Consider the following 16,769-nt stretch of genomic DNA (forward strand, 5'->3'; position numbering starts at 1 on the left):
CAATTGGCCTATCGCTCCCGGGAAATCCCTCTACCGTGTGGGGGGTGAGCAGCAGCGGCCTCATCTACGCAGTCATCGTCGGGGCCTGGGCCGCCTACCTCGTGCCGATGTGGCTCCGTCGGCAGGACGAGCTCAACGAAGCCCGTCCGACGGAGCGCTTCGGCACCGCCATCCGGCTGCTCTCCGGCCGAGCGGCCATGGAGCGCCGCTGCGCCAGGGAGCTGGAGGCGGCCGGGCGCGAGGAGGGCGACCTCGCGGTCAGCGGGGCGGTCACCGACGACGACGCCACGAGCCTGCCCGCCGACGGTGTGGCGGGTGTGGACGTGCGTGCCCTCGCCGACCCCGTGACCGAGCACCACGAGATCCTCTCCCGCACGGCGATCACCCGCGCCGAGGCCCCCACCCAGGTGCGCCCGCACCCGGAGCGTGCCGGAGGTACCGGCCGCGGTGACCGCGACGACCGCGCCGACGACTCCGGCCGCCGGAAGCGGGCCAGGCTGCTGGCCCGCCGCCGCCGCACCACCATGGGGCTCTTCCTCGCCTTCACGCTCGGCGCGGTCGTCGCGGCGGTCGGCGGGGTCGCCTTCCTGTGGGCCCCGGCGATCCCGGCCGGGCTGCTGAGCGCGTACATCGCCCATCTGCGCGCCCAGGAGCGCCGCCGCTTCGTCGTCGTCATGGACCGCCGCCGTGCCGAGGCCGCCGCCCGCCGGCTGCGCGAGAACCGCGCCGCCGCGCCGCCGGCCGCTCCGAAGTCGCAGCCGAAGTCCGGGGCCGGGGCCGGGGCCGAGGCCGCGCCCGCGCCCGCGCCCGTTCCCGACACCGACCCGAGGGCCGCCGCCGAGCGGCGGGCCCTGGTGGAGCAGACGGACCACGCCGAGTGGGTCGACTCCCAGCGGCGCGAGCGCGCCCCCGGCTCGGCGGACGGCGGCTGGGAGCCCACCCCCGTACCGCTGCCCACCTACGTCAACGCCCCGGTCGCCCCGCGCACCGCCGGCGGCGTGGACCTGGACGCCCCGGACGCCTGGAGCTCGGCCCGTTCCGCCACGGCCCCGACGCCGGCCCCGGCTCAGACTCCGACCTCCGCCCAGGCGCCCGCCGCGCCGTCCGGCCGGTCCGACCGGAGCCGGTCCGACCGCTCCTCCTCCCGGCGCAGCCAGACCCCGCTGTTCGACCAGTACGCCGACGAGGACCGCCCGCGCGCCGCCAACGAGTGACCCGCCCGCCCAACCCCTCTCCGGCGCCGGTCCGGGGCATGACCAGCGCGGAACGGATTTCCGCGCACGGCGGTGAGGATGCTAGGGTTTCACCCGTTGCAGGGGCCTGTAGCGCAGTCCGGTAGCGCACCTCGTTCGCATCGAGGGGGTCAGGGGTTCAAATCCCCTCAGGTCCACAACATCCGGCTGCTCTCGCGTTCGCTTGGGAGCAGTTGACGAGATCCCGTCGGTCTTCATGGCCGGTCGGGGTCTTCGTCGTTTCTGCCGTTCACGCTCTGGGCGGCGTGCCGGTCATGCGACATCCCGCGGGTTCGTTGCCGGGCCGTAGTCCTCGGCGTGATCCCTGGTCAGTGCGGCCAGCAGCTCGGGGTCGGAGTGCACCTCGGCGGTGTGCTGCCAGGTGATGAGCAACTGGGCGACGGACGCGCTGTTCCCGAGCGAGTCGGCGGCGCGCATGGTGTCGACCAGCTCGACGGTGAAGGCGTGGAGATCGGGCTCGGGCAGGAAACGAACCCAGGGGAAGACGTCCGGCAGTATGCCGAGGAGCAGTTCCATGCCGCCGGGCTCCCGGCGGGCCAGCGAGGCCAGCATCCGGGTGGCTGCCGACACCACGGTCTGATCCTGCTCGGCCCGCGCCGCGGTGGTGAGGACCAGATCCTCGCCGTCTCTGCGATGCAGGAGCAGCCTCGGCGATTCCTTGAGTCGGGCAAGCGTCTGCTTGTTCCTGTTCACCAGCTCGGAGAAGTTCACGGCTGCGTTCTCGGTACTCATGACTTTGAAACTACTTTGAAACTTGCCCTGGTGCCCTCACCCGAAAGAGGAGCGCGGAGCGGTGGACCTGTCGCGCACACCCCGCCGCGGCCGATCGCCGGTGATCGGGTCCGTTCCGTCCGTCAGTGGAACTGGAGATCAGCGGGAGGGGCCTCGACGTGTTTCGTTGCCCGGGGACGGCTGACGGGCCGTCCGGCGTGGGTGGTGTCGCCGGGTCGGCCGTCCCAGCCGTGCAGGGAGAGCCCGGTGCCGTTGTCGTTGAGGTAGGCGCGGAGAGCGCGGGCGTTGGAGGGCACGAGGTTGCCGGGCAGGGCGGCCGTATCGAACCAGCGAATCTGGGCGTGTTTCTCGGGCTCCCGGTTGTCCGGCTCGCCGGCCCACTCGTGGGCGGCGAAGACGACGGTGAGGAAGCCGTTGGGTGCGGTGGGCCGCGGGGAGCCGTGGACCAGGTGGACGGCGTGCAGGGAATCGGGTTCGACGGTCAGGCCGGTCTCCTCGCGCAGCTCGCGTACGGCGGTCCCGGTGACGGGCTCGTCCGGTTCGCTCTTGCCGGTGGGGAGGTCCCACAGGCCCGGGGCGAACGCGGACCGGGGGCCGCGCTGGAGCAGGACGATCCGGTCAGTGGCCCTGTCGTGGACGATGACAGCCGCGACCAGCAGGGTCGTCGATTCGAGCGTGGGCCTGAGCGCCTCGGACCGGGCACCGTTTTGGGACTGGGGCACGAGGGTCCTTTCGGCGGTGGGCCAGGTGTTCTGGGTGCGGGTGCGGGTGCGGTGCCGACTGGGGCGGGGCCGGTCCGGGGCGGTCGGTCTGGACGGCATTATTTACGGCCGTTGCCGCGTCACGCTTTGTCGCCCTCTCATTGGCCGCAAATAACTCCCCTTGCCTTCGGCATGGGGGACCCCAGGTGTCCAGACCAACCGCCCCTCCCCGTCCCCTTCCGCCGTCGCCCGTCTGCGCCCCGTGTCCGGCAGCCGGTTCGGGTAGAACCGCAAACGTCTCCCTGACCGCTCGCGCCAGGGTCCCACTGGATACCGATCCGCACCGGGCGGAGCAGCGCAGCCACTCGTTTCCGGGGGCGGTCGGCTCAGGTTGAACGCGCTCACTCGCGTGGGGCCGTGCCCGTGAATCTGCTGCGGGTGGGCAGGTCGTCCGCGTGCGCGGGGGAGCAGGCGCGGGGTTGCCGTAGGCGCAGAGGTGGTGCACTCGGCACCGCCCCACCTCGCACTCCGACCCGTGCTGACCCCGGTGGCGGGTCGGGATGCGGTGGGAGGCGTCCCCGGTCAGGCGCACGTCTACTGGAACGGCGACGAGCCCGCCCTGCGGGGAGAGCACCGCGTCGTCTGATGCCTCAGTCTTGTTCGCTCTCGCTGCCCGCCGTCGGCTGCTCGGCCACGAACGAGCCAAGCCCCGGCACTGTGTACGTCGCACCTTCATCCCGTAGTCGGGAGAGAACCTTCTGTGCCGTGGCCTGCGCGATTCCGAACTCGGACTGCAACTGGATCACGGACGGTACGCGACTGCGTGGCGGATAGGTGCCATCGGTGATCCGGGCTCGGATCACATCGGCCACCTGCTTCCATCGCGGCACGTCAGACGCGTAGTCGATCACTGGGTCACGGTAAGCACGGTGTGGTTATCGCTGCGAGACATGCTCTGCCTAGCATGCTAGGTATGCTAGGTGTACGCTCACCATATGAAGGACCCCCGCGACCGCTGGAACGGTCCGGGGGCGTGGCCACCAACTTCCAAGGAGTTGATGACAGTGGGGAACCCTACAGGGGGTGCCCTGGGCCGGGCGTGCAGCCTTGCCCTTCTGCGGCTTCTGGTCCGGATGTTCCCGCCCTCCGGGCGGCACCGGAGGGCGGCGGCACCGCCGTCCGGGTGCCCGACGGCTGCCGGCCGTACGTCCGCGGCCGGGCGCGTGCCCGTTCGGTGCTCGCCGTACAGCCGGGAGCAGGGCGGAGCGTTGACGGGGGAGGAGTCGGCGCTGGTGCGGCCGTACTGGGCGGCGTACGAGCGGGCCGTGCGGCAGCGCAGGCGGCGGGTGCTGTGGCTGGCGACGGTGGGGCTGGATGTGGATACCCGGAACATTCACCTGCGCACGGCCGGGGGAGCGCGGTGAGCGGGGCGGAGGAGTACCGGTCGGCGCCGTGCGCGATCGGGCGGCACGGCGAGTGCGGGGACTTCCCGGCGCGGGAGAGCGGGGTGCCGGGGCTGCGGCACCTGGTGTGCGGGTGCGGCTGCCACCCGGCGGACGAGGGACGGGTGACCGCCCCGGCCGGGGAGGCCGCTGAGGGTGTGGGGGAGCGGTGGTACCGGCTGTGCTGGACGCTGCGGCCGGAGGCGCCGCGGGCGGTGGCCGGGGTGGAGTACGGGGTGCTGGTCGGGCGGGACGTTCCGGCGATACTGCGCGGGATGCGCGGCTGTCTGCCGCCACCGGCCTACCACGATCCGGTGCATGTGCGGGTGCTGGCGGACACCCCGGGCGGCTGGTCGTACGAGAGCCGCGCGGTGTCGGCGCACACCCACCGCATCGCCGGGCCGGAGGAGTGGGCGGCGCTGTTCGCCTGCCCCGGGCGGGAGCGGGCGGGGGACGGGACATGATGTCGCACGTGCGGCGGCGCGGGCGGCTGGAGTCGGTCACCTGGACGGCCGTGCTGGTGGCCGCCTCGGCTGTGGCGATGATCCTGCTGTTGCAGGCCGCGCGGCGGGGCACGACCGGATAGCCGGAACCCCGGGCGGGGAAGGCCTCACCTCCCCGCCCGGAGCCGTACGGCGGCCGGTGTCGGATACGGACGGACAGCACCAGTCGATAGATTGAGGCCATGTCACCCAGGGTCAGACGCATCACCGTCAGCGGCTACAAGGGGCAGACTCACGTACCGGCGGAAGGTGTGCCGGAGGAACGCGTCACGGCGCGGACTCTCCGGCGGATCAACGCCTTCCTGTCGGCGTTCGCACGCAACCAGGCCGCACACAGCGTCGATGTCCCCGGCGGATTCGCCGTGTATGACGACGCCTTCGCGCATTCCCGCGCGAACAACCAGATCGTCATCGACACGGTCGTCGACGCCGGCGTACTGCCCGCCGTCGCAGAGGAGGCACTGGGGCATTTACCGCACCGTATGATCTCCGTCCTCGATGACGAGGTCGGAACGGCGTGTGCGGAAGCGCTGCTCCGGTCCGGGTACACCCACTCCACCCTCCTGGTGATGCAGCACGACGGACCGGTGACGCGGCACGGCCGTGACGCGGGGAAGGTGAGCCTCGACGCGATCCGGGCCCCGCTCGCCGAACAGTGGCGGAACTTCCTCCCGGACGTCGACGACGAGGTCATACGCCACCTCGTCGACCGGAGAGAGGTCCGCCACCGTGGCGCTGACGTCGTCCACTTCATCGGCGCGCACACCGAGGGAGGCGAGGTCGCATCGTGGGCCGACCTCTATCTGGACCGTGCGACGGGTATGGCTCAGATAGAGGACCTGGTCACTTCGGAGGTCCATCTCGGACGCGGTTACGCCGACGCGGTCCTGAACGCCGCCCTGCGTCTGGCCGTCGACGCGGACTGCGGCACGCGGTTTCTCATCGCCGATGCGGCGGACTGGCCTCGCCACTGGTACGAGCGCCGGGGTTTCTCGGTCGTAGGCCGCTCGCACTGCTTTGAACGCGGCTGATCGCTAGTCCGTGACGAAGGGGGCGTAGCCGACCGGGACCTCGCTCACCTTCAGGTCGGAGAAGAGCAGGGTCAGCCGGTGGGCGTTCGTCTCGATGAGCACCCGGTGGAAGTCGATGCCGACGGCCTCCTCCCACTGCCGGACCGCTCGGGACGGGGGGAGGAGCTTCGCTCCGGGGTACAGGACGTGCCACTTCACGCCCCAGACGTACCCGTCCAGGCCGTCGGCGGTCTCGATGTCGGTGAGACGGTCGTCCAGGGAGACCCGCCAGGTCCCGGGCGGCACCGTCGTCTCGCACCGTGCCTCGACGCAGTGGCGGAAGAGGTACCGCAGATAGGCCGGCTCGATGCCGGTGGAGGGTGCGGCGGTCAGGTGGACGACGACCTCGTAGTCGCGCATGTAGCCGGTGTAGCCGTGGTGCACCAGGGCGTGGTCGAAGATCTCGTCCAGCCGCTGCTGGAGTACCGCCGTGTCCATGGTGGCGTTCTACCGCAGGGACGCCCGTTGACGCGTCTCGCGTCGTATGGGGTCGGTCCGGGGCGTACCGGCGGATGAAGGGAAGACGGCAGGGGACGTTGCTTGTCATCCGCTTCGGTGGCCCCACGCGGTGTGTGGCCTCGCGGCCGGAACCGGAGACGGGCCGGGTATCGCGCGGGGCCGTGCCCGCCGGAGTGGGCCGCGGGCGGTTCAGGCGCCGCCCGCGGCGGTGAGCACGTCCAGGGCGTCGCGCAGGCCGCGGGGGCGGACGGCGCCGGTGAGGCGGGTGCCGCGCCAGCCGGGGCCGGCGGCGAGCACGGCGGGGCGCAGCCGGGCGCCGCGCACGCCCCAGGTGAGGGCGCGGATCCGGCGGACCAGGGTGGCGTCCGCCGTCCGCCGGGTCTGCGACCACAGGACGACTGCGGCGGGGCCGGTGCGGCGTACGGCCTCCTCCAGTGCCTCGGGCGGTACCGCGGCGCCGAACATCCGTACCGGCAGGCCGCGCTCGTTCAGCGCGGCGGTCAGCACCTCCAGGGGGAGGGTGTGCGTCTCGTCGGGGGCGCAGGCCAGCAGCAGCGGGGGGCCGGGCGCGGGGGACGGCTCCGGCCCGGGGCGGGGCCGGGCGGTGACGCGGCGCAGCGCCGAGGAGACGTGCCAGGACAGCAGGTGCTCCACCTCGACGTAGCGCTCGCCGGAGGGGGTGTCGGAGGTGCCGTTGGAGGTGGCCCACTTGCGGCCCGCCGCCCGCAGCGCGGGCATGATCACCTCCTCCCAGGCGGCGACCACCCCGTGATCGGTGATCGCCCGGTCCAGCAGGCGGTCCAGGGCGGGCGCGTCGAGGCGTACGGCGGCGCGGGCCAGCCCCCGGCACTCCGGACCTACGGCGCCCACGGGAAGGGTGTTGCCCCCGCCCGTGCGGGGCGGCGGGGCGGCGGGAAGCGGCTCGGGCGCGGGGGTGGGCGGGGAGCCGGGGGCGCGGGCCTGGCGGGCGGCCTCCGCCGGGGGCACCCCGGCGGCGGTCAGCCGGCACATGCGCTCCAGCACGGCGATGTCCCGCGGTGACCAGCGGCGGTGACGGCCGTCCGCGCGGACGGTGGGCCCCAGTCCGTACCGCCGGTCCCAGGAGCGCAGGGTGGTGGGCGAGACGCCCAGCCGCCGGGCGACGGCGCCGGTGCTCAGGCCGGCGACGGAGGGGCGGTCGGCGGGGCCGGGGTGCTCTGCCATGGCGCCAGAGTAAACGATGCAGAAACGATGCGAGTTGTTCTCCGCTGTCATGCCCGCCGACGGTGTCGGTACCGGGGCGCGCCACGCGCCCGGTGGGAGGAGCGAGAGATCATGACGCCCACAGCGGTACAGGAGAGGGCACCCCGCCGGACCGGCCCCGCCCCTTTCGGCGCGGCCGACTCCGAGGAGGAGCTGGCACGGTCCCTGGCGCGCGGCGAGGAGCGGGCGCTGGCGGAGATGTTCCACCGCTGGGGAACGCTCGTGCACACGCTGGCCGCCCGCACCCTGGGCGACGCCCGGGAGGCGGAGGACGTGACGCAGCAGGTCTTCCTCGCCGCCTGGCGCGGCCGGGCCGGCTACCGGCCCGACCGCGGCACACTGCCGGGCTGGTTGGTCGGCATCACCCGCCGGACGGTGGCCGACGCGCTGGCCGCCCGTACCCGCCGCCGCGCGCTGGCCGAGCGGACGGAGGCGGCCGCCGGCGGCGGGCCCGCGGTGTCCGGGCCGCACCCCGACCAGGTCGTGGAGCGCGTCCTGCTCGCCCATGCCCTGGCCGGGCTGCCGCCGGCCCAGCGCCAGGTGCTCTACCTGGCCTTCTACGAGGACCTGACGCACCAGCGGATAGCCGACCGGACCGGGATGCCGCTGGGCACGGTCAAGGCCCACGCCCGGCGGGGGCTGCTGCGGCTGCGCCGGGAGCTGGACGCTCTCCGTCACCGGGGCTGAGCGGTGGTGAAACGGTCTGCGAGCTGGTGATCTGAGGGATTTGAGGTGAAATATGGCGTGTTCTCGGGTGCCGCCACATACTGGCTCAGGTGCCCGCGAACGGGCCGTCGGGGGACGGGTGTCGCCGCCGTACGGCGGTGGGCGGCGCGACGGCGACCGGCCGGTGGAGCCGGCGGGCGACCCAGTGGACAGCAACGAGAACCAGTGGATCCGAGGAAGCCGAGAAATCCGGAAAACCCGTCGTGTGGTGCATCCGTGAAGGGCGCTCGCACGGAAGTGGGGGTGAGAGTCCCGCGGTTGAGCGGGGCTCGTACGAAGGGAGTTCGATGATGAACCCGCGCAGCAGGAACGTCGCCGCCACCGCCGCCGGTGTGTGCGCGCTGGCCCTCACCGCCGCCCTGCCCGCCTCGGCGGCGGCCGCCCCGGCCCAGGACGAGAAGGCCATGGTGTCGGTCTTCCACGCCGTCCCCGGTCTGACCGTCGACGTCTACGCCAACGGGAACGAACTGCTTCCCGACTTCGAGCCCGGCACCCTCACCGAGCCCCAGTCCCTGGACCCGGGCACCTACGACATCGAGGTCTTCGCCGACGGCGAGGGCCCCGACGGCGAGCCCGCCGTCCAGAAGAGCGTCGAGGTGCCGGCCGGGGCGAACGCCACGCTCGCCGCCCATCTGAACGCGCAGGGCGACCCGATGCTCACCGCGTTCGTCAACGACACCTCCGAGATCCCGGCCGGTCAGTCCCGGCTGACGGTCCGTCATGTCGCTGCGGCGCCCGCCGTGGACGTCCGGGCGGGCGGAGACCCGGTGATCGAGGGACTGGAGAACCCGAACGAGGAGTCGCTGGAGGTGCCCGCCGGGACGGTGAGCGCCGATGTCGTCCTGGCCGGGACCGACGACGTGGTCCTCGGCCCCGCCGACCTGGAGCTGGCCGAGGGCACGAACAACGTCGTCTACGCCTGGGGCAGCGCCGAGGACGAGAGCCTGGCGTTGAAGACCCAGACGATCAGCGGCATGCACGGCGCGCCCTCCGGGGTGGACGCCGGGGAGAGCGGAGCGATGGCGCAGTCCAACGAGGCCGCCACCACCTGGCTCGGCTGGGGTGCCGCGGGCGCCGTCGCGGCCGCCGGGCTGCTGGTGGCGCGCCGCCGGTACGCACGGGACAACTGACGGCCGTGCGCACCTCCGGTACGGCGAGGGCCGCGCTCGCGGCCGTCGCGGCGGCGGTCCTGGGGATGCTCGGTTGGGCGCTGTGGCCCTCCGGGACCGCCGCACCAGAGGGATTCGGCGACCGGCCGCGGGTTCAGGCGCCCGCGGCCGGTCCGTCCGCCGGTCCGGCCGGGGAGAAGGGTTCCGGGGCCGCGGCCGAGCCGGTGCGGATACGCGTCCCGCGGCTCGGGCTGACGGCACGTGTCGGCCCGGTGGGGGTCGAGGAGGGCGGCACGGTGGAGGTCCCCGCCGACGCCGGCTCGGCCGGCTGGTACCGCTACGGTCCGCCGCCCGGCGCCGACGCCGGTTCGGCCGTCCTGGTCGGACATGTGGACGACCGCACCGGTGAACTGGGCGCCTTCGCCAAGCTGTACGGAATCCGCCCGGGCGACGCCGTGACCGTCGCCCGCCGCGGGGCCCCCGCCGTACGGTACGAGGTGACCGCCCGGGAGACCGTGGCCAAGGACCGGCTTCCCGCCGAGGTGTTCCGGCGCACCGGACAGCCGGTCCTGACCCTGGTCACCTGCGCGCCCCCCTACGACCGCGAACGCGGCGGCTACCAGCGCAATCTGGTGGTGTACGCCGTCCCGGCCGGGGACTGACCGCACGGCGGAGCACACCGGACAGCGCGCGAGGGAGCGCGAGGGGCACGAGGGAGCGCGAGGGAGGAGGGCGGCGTGGACGGCTGCGACCACACACTCCTGGCCGCCCTCGCCCTCGGTGACGCCTCCCCGGCGGAGGCGTACACCGCCGGATGCCATCTGGGGCACTGCGCCGCCTGCCGCACCGAACTGGCGGAGCTCCAGGAACTGGTGGCCACCGCCCGGACCGCGTCGCCGGGCGGCGACGCGGTCCGGCCTCCCGGGCGGGTCTGGCAGGCCGTCGCCGACGCCGTCACCGCGGAGGGGGACGGCACGGACGCACCGGACGGCACGGGGCCCGTCCGCGAGCGGTGACCGGGCGGGATCAGGGCAGGACCCAGGCAGGGCTCAGGCCGGGATCAGAGTGAGGTACGCCATGCCGAGCACACCCCGGTAGTGCAGCCAGGCGGCGCGGTGGCGGTCCAGCCGCTCACGCACCGCCCCGGCCCCGGGACGGTCGCCGTGGGCGGCGAGCCACTCCTCGGCGTCGGCCTGGTAGCCCGACTCGAACTCCTCCCACTCGTCCCCGTTCGCCGTCTCGGTCCACTCCGGCCGGAAACCGGCGGTGACGGCGGCGTCCACCAGCCCGGCCAGCTCCGGGTGGTCGGCGGCCGAGGCCCCCGGCCACATCCCGGCCAGTTCGGCGGGGGCCGGGACGCGCTGCCAGAAGCCCTCCCCGAACAGCACCCGGCCGCCGGGGGCGACCAGCCGGCGCAGCTCCCGCAGCGCGGCGGGGACGTGACCGGGCGGTTCGGCACCGGTCAGGGCGTGTCCGGAGCCCACGCACAGCACCACGTCGGCCGGACCGCGGACGGTGCCCCGGGCGGACTCCTCGGCGAACTCCACCCGGTCCGCCAGCCCGCGGGCGGCCGCCGCGCGGCGGGCGCGGGCCAGGGACTCCCCGTCGGTGTCGAGCCCGACGGCCGTGGCCCGGGGCGCGGCGGCCAGCAGCCGGAGCGTCAGCTCCCCCCAGCCGCAGCCGACGTCCAGGACGGTGGCGGGCCCGGTGCGGACGAGCCGCCGGACGACACGCGCGGCGCGCTCCTCGGAGAGCGGACCGTGGAAGGCGAGCCGGGTGAGGTGCGGCGGCCCGTCGTGGTCTGTCACCGGGCGAACGGTAGCCCGGCGGGCGGGGCGGGGGTACCGGTTACCGGTCTGCCGGCGGCGGGCACCGGCCGGAGCGCGGCCAAGTCGTGACCACGGCAAGTACAACCCGGGGAACCGGTCGCCGGTCTTCCGTCCCGGGCCGCTGACCTCGTGCCCCCACTTCCGGCTGTTTCCTTAGGAGTTGAAGAGTGCGACGCCACTCACCCCACAGACCTGCCCGCCGGCTGCGGCGGTGGACCGCCGGCGGACTGACCGCCGCTCTGCTGGCGGCCGGCGCCGCCGGCACCGTCGGTACCGCCCACGCGGACGAACCGCCGGCGCCGGTCCCGGTGACCTTCGCCGGGCCGGACTCGTACGACCTGTCGCTCGACGCCGAGCCCGTCGAGGGCGAGCCGGAGATCGAACTGCGGCTCAAGGGGCCGGGGGAGGCGGAGACCGACGAGGACGGGGTCTACATACCCGTGCACCGGGGGGAGTACAGCGTCACCATCGACGCGACCGGCATGGCGGGCGTCGCCGACGTGAACCTGCCGTGCGGCGCCGAGGGGCTGGTGGCCGTCTGCACCGAGTACGACCTGTACGGCGGCACCGAGGTGAACCCGCGCTGGGACATCGGTCTCGCCGTCAGCGGGGAGAGCGAGGCCGGGGACCTGGGCACCATCACCGTCACGGGTGAGGGCGAGGGGCTGGAGTTCACCGAGCACACCGTCGACGTGCTCGTCGGCGGACCGGAGTTCCGGATGCGCGAGCTCTCCGAGCCCGCGGGCTTCGCCCCCGGCGACACCTACGAGGCCCCGCTGGGCTTCCGCAACGCCGGCGGTACGGCGGCGAACGGGGTCGTCCTGCGGTTCGGCGGCTCGCGCGGACTGTCCTTCCCCGAGGAGTACGGCAACTGCGAGTACGCCGTGGAGGAGGAGGGCGACCTGCTGCGCATGCGGCGGGTGGCCCTGTGCACCTTCGAGGGCACCTTCGCCCCCGGGGCGGCGTACGCGCTGGACAGGCCGGTGGCGGTGAAGACGGCCGGCTTCGCGCTGAACGACATCTTCCACTACTACTTCACCGCCCTCTCCCCGGAGGAGGCGGACCGGCTGCGCGAGGGCGCCGACTACCGCCGCGGCGACGGCCGGAAGCTGACACTGGAGCCGGTGGGGAACGCCGACCCCGGCGACTACGCGCAGTACGCCGAGCTGGACTTCCCCACCAGGAACAGCTACGACCTCGACCTCACCGGCGAGCGGGTCGGCGGTGCCGAGGGCGAGACGGTGACGGTGGACGTCGCCCTGCACAACCACGGCCCGGCCTGGCTCGGAGCGCTGCGCTCGGGTGGTGAGCCCGTCAGCTTCACGGTGGACATCCCCGAGGGCGCGACGGTCACCGAGGCGCCCAGGGCGTGCGGGCGGTCCAACGAGGAGGGCGGGGAGCGGGACGACCGGTACCTGTGCTGGGCCGGAACCCCGCTGCTGGAGAAGGACAGCGAGGAGTTCCCGTTCGAGCTGCGGATCGACAAGGTCGTCCGGGGCGCCAAGGGCGCGGTCCGGCTGCCGGAGTGGGGCGGCGGCGCCAACCCCTGGGAGGGGGACCCCGCCAACGACACCGGCTGGATCGTGCTGAACGGCACCGGCGACGAGGAGACCCCCGGCGACACCGGCGGCCCGGGCGGGAACGGTGACGGCCCGGGCGAGGACGGCGAGGACCCCGGCGAGGACGGCGAGGACGGCAAGGACCCCGGCGAGGACGCCGAGGACGGCAAGGATCCCGGCGAGGACGGTGCGGACGCCGGGGGCGGCGACGGCTCCACCGGCGGTGACACCGGAGGCGACGGATCCGGGGACGGCGCCCTGGCCCTCACCGGTACGAGCGCGCTGGTCCTGGGCGGCGCGGCGCTGGTCCTGCTGGCCGCCGGCGCGGGTGTCGTGTTCGCCGTGCGCGGCCGCCGGGCCGGTGGCGCGGGCGGCACCGGTGGTGCGGTGGCCTGACCGGGCCGTGCCGGGAACCCGTACGGGGGTGCGCCACCAGTCCGGTGGCGCACCCCCGTTCCGCTCCCCCTCCCGCGCCCGGCCCCGGCGGCGCGCCCCGCGTCACCCCCGCGTCACCCCCGCGCCGCTCCCTCGGCGGTCCGGGGGACGGAGAGCCGCTCCAGCACCGTGACGAGCGCCTTCGTGTCGTCCGCGGCCGGCACGATGCCGAAGGTGTCCGCCAGGACCCCGGGCACCTCGTGCGGCTCCAGCTCCCGCACCCGGCGCGAGCCGTCCGCGCGGGTGGACACCAGGGTGGTGCCGTACAGCCCGTGGCGGACGTCCGGGCCGTTGCGCAGGACGACCGGGCGGCCGGTGAAGGGGGAGTCGGGGTGGGTGGAGACGTAGTGGTTGCCCACCTCCCAGTCGACGGGGTACTGCGGGACGGGCACGAAGGAGTGCAGCTCGCGCCACTCCTCGCCCGGCGCTCCCGCCGCGCGCCGCTCGCGCAGCACCCACTCCCCGGTGCCGAGCTCCGAAGTGCGCCGCGCCAGGCGGAAGGCCCGGCCGCCGGTGGCGACCCCGGCGCCGTCGGCCAGCTCGACCGGCTCCAGCGGACCGCTGCCGAAGCCGGCGTCGCAGAGCCACACCTGCCCGGTCCGGGCCGTCTCGGCGGTCGCCACCCGCAGGACGGCGTGTGTCGCGGCCTCGGGACGGCCCTTCCCCATGTCCACCCGGGAGGACAGCGCGGTCACTCCGAAGCCCAGCCGTTCCAGGACCGCCGCGAAGAGCCGGGAGTGCTCGTAGCAGTACCCGCCGCGCGCCCGGCGGACCAGCTTGTCCTGGAGGGCGGGCACGCCGAGGAGGACCGGGCGGCCGAGCACGATCTCCAGGTTCTCGAAGGGGACGGCGGTGATGTGCGCGCGGTGCAGGGCCCGCAGGGTCGCCGGGGTGGGGGAGAGGTCCCCGGTGTGGCCGATCCGGGCCAGATAGGCGTCCAGGTCCAGTGACCCGTCGTCCCAGTGGCGGACCTCTCCGGCACGGGCTCCGGTACGGGCCCCGGCACGGATCTCGGCACGGGGACGGATGCGGGTGCGGGTGGGGGTGCGCTTCATGGTGGCTGCCCTCCCTGTGCGAGCCGGTGGCGGTACCAACGCTATGACCTCAAGCGGACTTGAGGTCAAGGCGGACGGGGCGCACGGGTGAGGGGAGGAGCGGGACGGGACGCTCAGCGCAGCGGCTTGGCGTAGCAGCGGCTGCTGTCGTGGCAGCGGTAGAGCCCGAACTTCTCGGTGAGGGTGTAGCCGCTCGACTCGTACAGGGCGATCGCCTCCGGCTGCGCGATGCCGGTCTCCAGCACCATCCGGATCCGGCCCGCCTGCCGCGCGTCCTCCTCCAGCAGGGCCAGGAGGCGGCGGGCCAGGCCCTGCCCCCGGACCTCGCGGACCACGAACATGCGCTTGATCTCCGCGTCGCCGTCCCGGTAGCCCTCGCCGCCGGAGTCCCGGGCCCGCCAGGCGCCGGTGGCCACGGGGCGGTCCGCCGCGTCGTACGCGATCAGGTACAGCCCGTTCGGCGGCCGGAACATCTCCGGGGCCAGCGGGGTGATGTCGCCCTCGTCGCCGTACCGCTCGGCGTACTCCTGCTGCACCATGTCGTTCAGCTTCACGGCGTCGGGATGGTCGTAGGCGGCGGGCACGATGCGCATGACCGCATCGTAAGGTGCCCGGTGTGCTGACGATTTCGACGGTCAACGTGAACGGGCTGCGGGCCGCGGCGAAGAAGGGCTACGTCCCCTGGCTGGCCGCCACCGAAGCGGACGTGGTGTGCCTGCAGGAGGTGCGCGCCGAGCCCGGCCAACTCCCGGACGAGGTGCGCGAGCCGGCCGGCTGGCACGCCCTGTACGCCCCCGCCGCCGCCAAGGGGCGCGCCGGTGTGGCGGTGCTCACCCGGCGCGCGCCGGAGCGGGTGCAGGTGGGCTTCGGGGTGACGGAGTTCACCGACTCCGGCCGCTATCTGGAGGTGGACCTGCCCGGGGTGACCGTCGCCAGCCTCTACCTGCCCTCGGGCGAGGTCGGCACCGAGCGGCAGGAGGAGAAGGAGCGCTTCATGGCGGCCTTCCTGCCGTACCTGGCCGCCCTGCGCGAACGCGCGGCCGCCGCGGGCCGGGAGGTCGTTGTCTGCGGCGACTGGAACATCGCCCACCGGGAGGCGGACCTGAAGAACTGGAAGGCCAACCGGAAGAACTCCGGCTTCCTGCCCGAGGAGCGCGCCTGGCTCGGCCGGGTCCTCGACGAGGCGGGCTACGCGGACGTCGTGCGCCGCCTCCACCCCGACCAGGACGGGCCGTACACCTGGTGGTCCTACCGGGGCCGGGCCTTCGACAACGACGCGGGCTGGCGCATCGACTACCAGATCGCGACGGAGGGCCTGGCGGAGCGGGCGGTGAAGGCGGTCGTGGAGCGGGCGGCCGACCACGCGGGCCGGTGGAGCGACCACGCGCCGGTGACGGTCGTCTACGGCTCCTGACCGGAGTCGCGGTCCCGGTCGCGGTCCCGGTCGCGGGGCAGCAGGCAGGTGGTGAGCCGGCGGGCCTCTGCCAGCAGCGGACCGAAAACCGCCAGCCCCTCGGGGACGGCGGCGACGTGCCCGGGCAGCTCGGCGCGGAGCCGGTCCTGGACGGCGCGGACCTCGGCGACGGCCTCGCGCAGCTCCTCGCGGGCCGCCTCGGTGTCGTCGCCGGTGACGGTGCGCCCGTAGGCGCCCAGCGCGGCGTCGACCTGCCGCAGGAAGTCGGCGTACGGGCGGGTGACGCCGTGGCCGGGGCGGAGGTCGTCGTCGGTCTCCTCAGCGGACTCCACAAGGGTGCGGGTCAGGCCGACGAGCCGGTCGGCGATGTCCTCCAGGGTGTCCAGGGTCTCCTCGTACGCCGCCGCCAGCGCCGTGGCCTCGGTGCGGCGGCGGCGCTCGGGGTTGAGCCGCAGGCTCTCCTGGCTCCAGCCGATCGCGGAGTGCACGCCGCGGATCAGCCGGGGGAGACGGCGGGCCCGCTCGTGCCAGCCGCGGACGCGGTCCCGCTCCCAGGGCTCGTCCAGGCCGTCGGCGAGGTCCGTGACGATCTCCCGCGCCTCGCGGAGCACGTCGTCCACCGCCTCGCGGGTGCTGCGCAGGTAGACGGGCGGCATGACCAGCGCGTTGACACCGACGCCGACGGCCGTGCCCAGCAGTGCCGCCAGGATGCGGGAGACGGCGGAGTCGAGCGTCGCCTCGCCCGGGATCAGGGTGAACAGGGCGGCGGTGGAGGTGTAGATGCCCTGGTCGCCGAAGCGCGGCCAGTTGGCCAGCAGGGTGGTGACGGGCAGCACGACGACCAGCGCCGCCATGGGATGGCCCAGGGGGATGACCAGGGCGGCGGCCAGTACGGTGCCCACGGTGATCGCCAGGGTCTGGTGGAGGCCCTGCCGCACCGAGCGGTAGACGGTGGCCTGCACCAGTACCACGGCCACCCAGGGCGCCATCAGGGCGAAGGCGTCGGGCAGCAGCCAGGCTGCCGCGAACCAGGCGAGCAGGGCGGCGAGCGCGGCCTTGAGCGACTGGACGACCATGTCGCGCTCCCGGCCCGGCCCCCGCCCGGCGCGGCGCGCGGCGCGGGCGGCCCAGGAGACCTCCGCCCGTACGGCGCGGAGCGCGGCGGCGGCCCGGGCGCGCGGCGCCGGAGGGCGTGTATGCATCATGCAGATACCGGTGCCACGAGGGTGGCCCGTCATGC

General features: G+C 74.3%; 20 protein-coding genes and 1 tRNA gene. 12 read left to right on the forward strand and 9 right to left on the reverse strand.

The annotated features are described in order from the left end of the window. Window positions 1-44: 44 nt before the first annotated feature. Together sepX and CUT44_RS14665 are read left to right on the forward strand one after the other, a co-directional pair. The gene (gene sepX / locus CUT44_RS14660; RefSeq protein WP_100201816.1) at window positions 45-1,214 is read left to right on the forward strand and encodes a divisome protein SepX/GlpR; all 1,170 of its coding nucleotides are present in this window, start codon (window positions 45-47) and stop codon (window positions 1,212-1,214) included. A gap of 102 nt (window positions 1,215-1,316) precedes the next feature. After that, window positions 1,317-1,390 (forward strand) — tRNA-Ala (locus CUT44_RS14665). A gap of 115 nt (window positions 1,391-1,505) precedes the next feature. Here CUT44_RS14665 and CUT44_RS14670 read toward each other — a convergent pair. The 3 genes from CUT44_RS14670 to CUT44_RS14680 form a co-directional block, all read right to left on the reverse strand. Beyond that, window positions 1,506-1,985, reverse strand: coding sequence for a hypothetical protein (locus CUT44_RS14670; RefSeq protein ID WP_100201817.1), 480 nt, complete (start codon window positions 1,983-1,985; stop codon window positions 1,506-1,508). 122 nt (window positions 1,986-2,107) lie between these two features. Then, window positions 2,108-2,707, reverse strand: coding sequence for an NUDIX domain-containing protein (locus CUT44_RS14675; RefSeq protein WP_408646733.1), 600 nt, complete (start codon window positions 2,705-2,707; stop codon window positions 2,108-2,110). Window positions 2,708-3,336: 629 nt separating this feature from the next. Beyond that, entirely contained in the window at window positions 3,337-3,597 is a 261-nt protein-coding gene (locus tag CUT44_RS14680; RefSeq protein WP_100201819.1) for a GntR family transcriptional regulator, read from the reverse strand. 357 nt (window positions 3,598-3,954) lie between these two features. Between CUT44_RS14680 and CUT44_RS33545 the strand changes: the two genes are divergently transcribed. The 4 genes from CUT44_RS33545 to CUT44_RS14690 all read left to right on the forward strand — a co-directional run bounded on the left by CUT44_RS33545 (window position 3,955) and on the right by CUT44_RS14690 (window position 5,662). Continuing rightward, on the forward strand, window positions 3,955-4,110 hold the full coding sequence (locus tag CUT44_RS33545; RefSeq protein WP_199185675.1) for a hypothetical protein: 156 nt from the start codon (window positions 3,955-3,957) through the stop codon (window positions 4,108-4,110). After that, window positions 4,107-4,592, forward strand: coding sequence for a hypothetical protein (locus CUT44_RS14685; protein WP_100201820.1), 486 nt, complete (start codon window positions 4,107-4,109; stop codon window positions 4,590-4,592). Before CUT44_RS33545 ends, CUT44_RS14685 begins: the two co-directional genes overlap by 4 nt. Continuing rightward, entirely contained in the window at window positions 4,589-4,714 is a 126-nt protein-coding gene (locus CUT44_RS34525) for a hypothetical protein (RefSeq protein WP_269846176.1), read from the forward strand. Before CUT44_RS14685 ends, CUT44_RS34525 begins: the two co-directional genes overlap by 4 nt. 99 nt (window positions 4,715-4,813) lie before the next feature. Further along, entirely contained in the window at window positions 4,814-5,662 is an 849-nt protein-coding gene (locus CUT44_RS14690; protein WP_107488050.1) for a GNAT family N-acetyltransferase, read from the forward strand. A 3-nt stretch (window positions 5,663-5,665) separates the two neighbouring features. On the opposite strand, the gene CUT44_RS14695 is transcribed toward CUT44_RS14690, so the two are convergent. Both CUT44_RS14695 and CUT44_RS14700 read right to left on the reverse strand, forming a co-directional pair. Then, window positions 5,666-6,139, reverse strand: a complete 474-nt coding sequence (locus CUT44_RS14695; RefSeq protein WP_100201822.1) for a YxiG-like protein — start codon at window positions 6,137-6,139, stop codon at window positions 5,666-5,668. Window positions 6,140-6,349: 210 nt separating this feature from the next. Next, window positions 6,350-7,363, reverse strand: a complete 1,014-nt coding sequence (locus CUT44_RS14700) for a MerR family transcriptional regulator (RefSeq protein ID WP_100201823.1) — start codon at window positions 7,361-7,363, stop codon at window positions 6,350-6,352. A gap of 111 nt (window positions 7,364-7,474) precedes the next feature. Between CUT44_RS14700 and CUT44_RS14705 the strand changes: the two genes are divergently transcribed. The 4 genes from CUT44_RS14705 (at window position 7,475) to CUT44_RS14720 (ending at window position 10,253) form a co-directional block, all read left to right on the forward strand. Continuing rightward, window positions 7,475-8,089 (forward strand): sigma-70 family RNA polymerase sigma factor, encoded by a 615-nt coding sequence (locus tag CUT44_RS14705; RefSeq protein ID WP_100201824.1) that lies wholly within the window; start codon window positions 7,475-7,477, stop codon window positions 8,087-8,089. Between the two features lie 326 nt (window positions 8,090-8,415). Beyond that, complete coding sequence (locus tag CUT44_RS14710; protein WP_100201825.1) at window positions 8,416-9,258, forward strand: DUF4397 domain-containing protein; 843 nt, start codon at window positions 8,416-8,418, stop codon at window positions 9,256-9,258. A 5-nt stretch (window positions 9,259-9,263) separates the two neighbouring features. Continuing rightward, window positions 9,264-9,899 (forward strand): class F sortase, encoded by a 636-nt coding sequence (locus CUT44_RS14715; protein ID WP_233221346.1) that lies wholly within the window; start codon window positions 9,264-9,266, stop codon window positions 9,897-9,899. 75 nt (window positions 9,900-9,974) lie between these two features. After that, on the forward strand, window positions 9,975-10,253 hold the full coding sequence (locus tag CUT44_RS14720) for a hypothetical protein (RefSeq protein ID WP_100201826.1): 279 nt from the start codon (window positions 9,975-9,977) through the stop codon (window positions 10,251-10,253). A gap of 33 nt (window positions 10,254-10,286) precedes the next feature. Here the strand turns inward: CUT44_RS14720 and CUT44_RS14725 are convergent, their stop codons facing one another. Continuing rightward, window positions 10,287-11,045, reverse strand: a complete 759-nt coding sequence (locus CUT44_RS14725; protein WP_100201827.1) for an SAM-dependent methyltransferase — start codon at window positions 11,043-11,045, stop codon at window positions 10,287-10,289. A gap of 188 nt (window positions 11,046-11,233) precedes the next feature. On the opposite strand from CUT44_RS14725, the gene CUT44_RS33135 reads away from it, so the two are divergent. After that, complete coding sequence (locus CUT44_RS33135; RefSeq protein WP_158239596.1) at window positions 11,234-13,021, forward strand: hypothetical protein; 1,788 nt, start codon at window positions 11,234-11,236, stop codon at window positions 13,019-13,021. A 113-nt stretch (window positions 13,022-13,134) separates the two neighbouring features. Here the strand turns inward: CUT44_RS33135 and CUT44_RS14735 are convergent, their stop codons facing one another. Then, a complete protein-coding gene (locus CUT44_RS14735; RefSeq protein WP_100201828.1) occupies window positions 13,135-14,115 on the reverse strand; it encodes an arylamine N-acetyltransferase family protein in 981 nt (326 codons plus the stop codon). Between the two features lie 113 nt (window positions 14,116-14,228). Next, window positions 14,229-14,708, reverse strand: coding sequence for a GNAT family N-acetyltransferase (locus CUT44_RS14740; protein WP_100201829.1), 480 nt, complete (start codon window positions 14,706-14,708; stop codon window positions 14,229-14,231). 23 nt (window positions 14,709-14,731) lie between these two features. Between CUT44_RS14740 and CUT44_RS14745 the strand changes: the two genes are divergently transcribed. Next, on the forward strand, window positions 14,732-15,529 hold the full coding sequence (locus CUT44_RS14745) for an exodeoxyribonuclease III (protein WP_100201830.1): 798 nt from the start codon (window positions 14,732-14,734) through the stop codon (window positions 15,527-15,529). On the opposite strand, the gene CUT44_RS14750 is transcribed toward CUT44_RS14745, so the two are convergent. Then, window positions 15,517-16,734 (reverse strand): FUSC family protein, encoded by a 1,218-nt coding sequence (locus tag CUT44_RS14750; RefSeq protein WP_158239597.1) that lies wholly within the window; start codon window positions 16,732-16,734, stop codon window positions 15,517-15,519. The two genes, CUT44_RS14745 and CUT44_RS14750, sit on opposite strands and share 13 nt — an antisense overlap. Window positions 16,735-16,769: the final 35 nt, after the last annotated feature.

Source organism: Streptomyces carminius (genome assembly GCF_002794255.1).
Lineage (GTDB): Bacteria > Actinomycetota > Actinomycetes > Streptomycetales > Streptomycetaceae > Streptomyces > Streptomyces carminius.

Excerpts from the sequence above, each read along its gene's own strand:
- CUT44_RS14705 (WP_100201824.1), top strand. The coding sequence starts at position 7,475 with ATGACGCCCACAGCGGTACAGGAGAGGGCACCCCGCCGGACCGGCCCC.
- CUT44_RS14670 (WP_100201817.1), bottom strand. The coding sequence starts at position 1,985 with ATGAGTACCGAGAACGCAGCCGTGAACTTCTCCGAGCTGGTGAACAGG.
- CUT44_RS14735 (WP_100201828.1), bottom strand. The coding sequence starts at position 14,115 with ATGAAGCGCACCCCCACCCGCACCCGCATCCGTCCCCGTGCCGAGATC.
- CUT44_RS14695 (WP_100201822.1), bottom strand. The coding sequence starts at position 6,139 with ATGGACACGGCGGTACTCCAGCAGCGGCTGGACGAGATCTTCGACCAC.
- CUT44_RS14690 (WP_107488050.1), top strand. The coding sequence starts at position 4,814 with ATGTCACCCAGGGTCAGACGCATCACCGTCAGCGGCTACAAGGGGCAG.
- CUT44_RS34525 (WP_269846176.1), top strand. The coding sequence starts at position 4,589 with ATGATGTCGCACGTGCGGCGGCGCGGGCGGCTGGAGTCGGTCACCTGG.
- CUT44_RS14740 (WP_100201829.1), bottom strand. The coding sequence starts at position 14,708 with ATGCGCATCGTGCCCGCCGCCTACGACCATCCCGACGCCGTGAAGCTG.
- CUT44_RS14710 (WP_100201825.1), top strand. The coding sequence starts at position 8,416 with ATGATGAACCCGCGCAGCAGGAACGTCGCCGCCACCGCCGCCGGTGTG.
- CUT44_RS14700 (WP_100201823.1), bottom strand. The coding sequence starts at position 7,363 with ATGGCAGAGCACCCCGGCCCCGCCGACCGCCCCTCCGTCGCCGGCCTG.
- CUT44_RS14750 (WP_158239597.1), bottom strand. The coding sequence starts at position 16,734 with ATGATGCATACACGCCCTCCGGCGCCGCGCGCCCGGGCCGCCGCCGCG.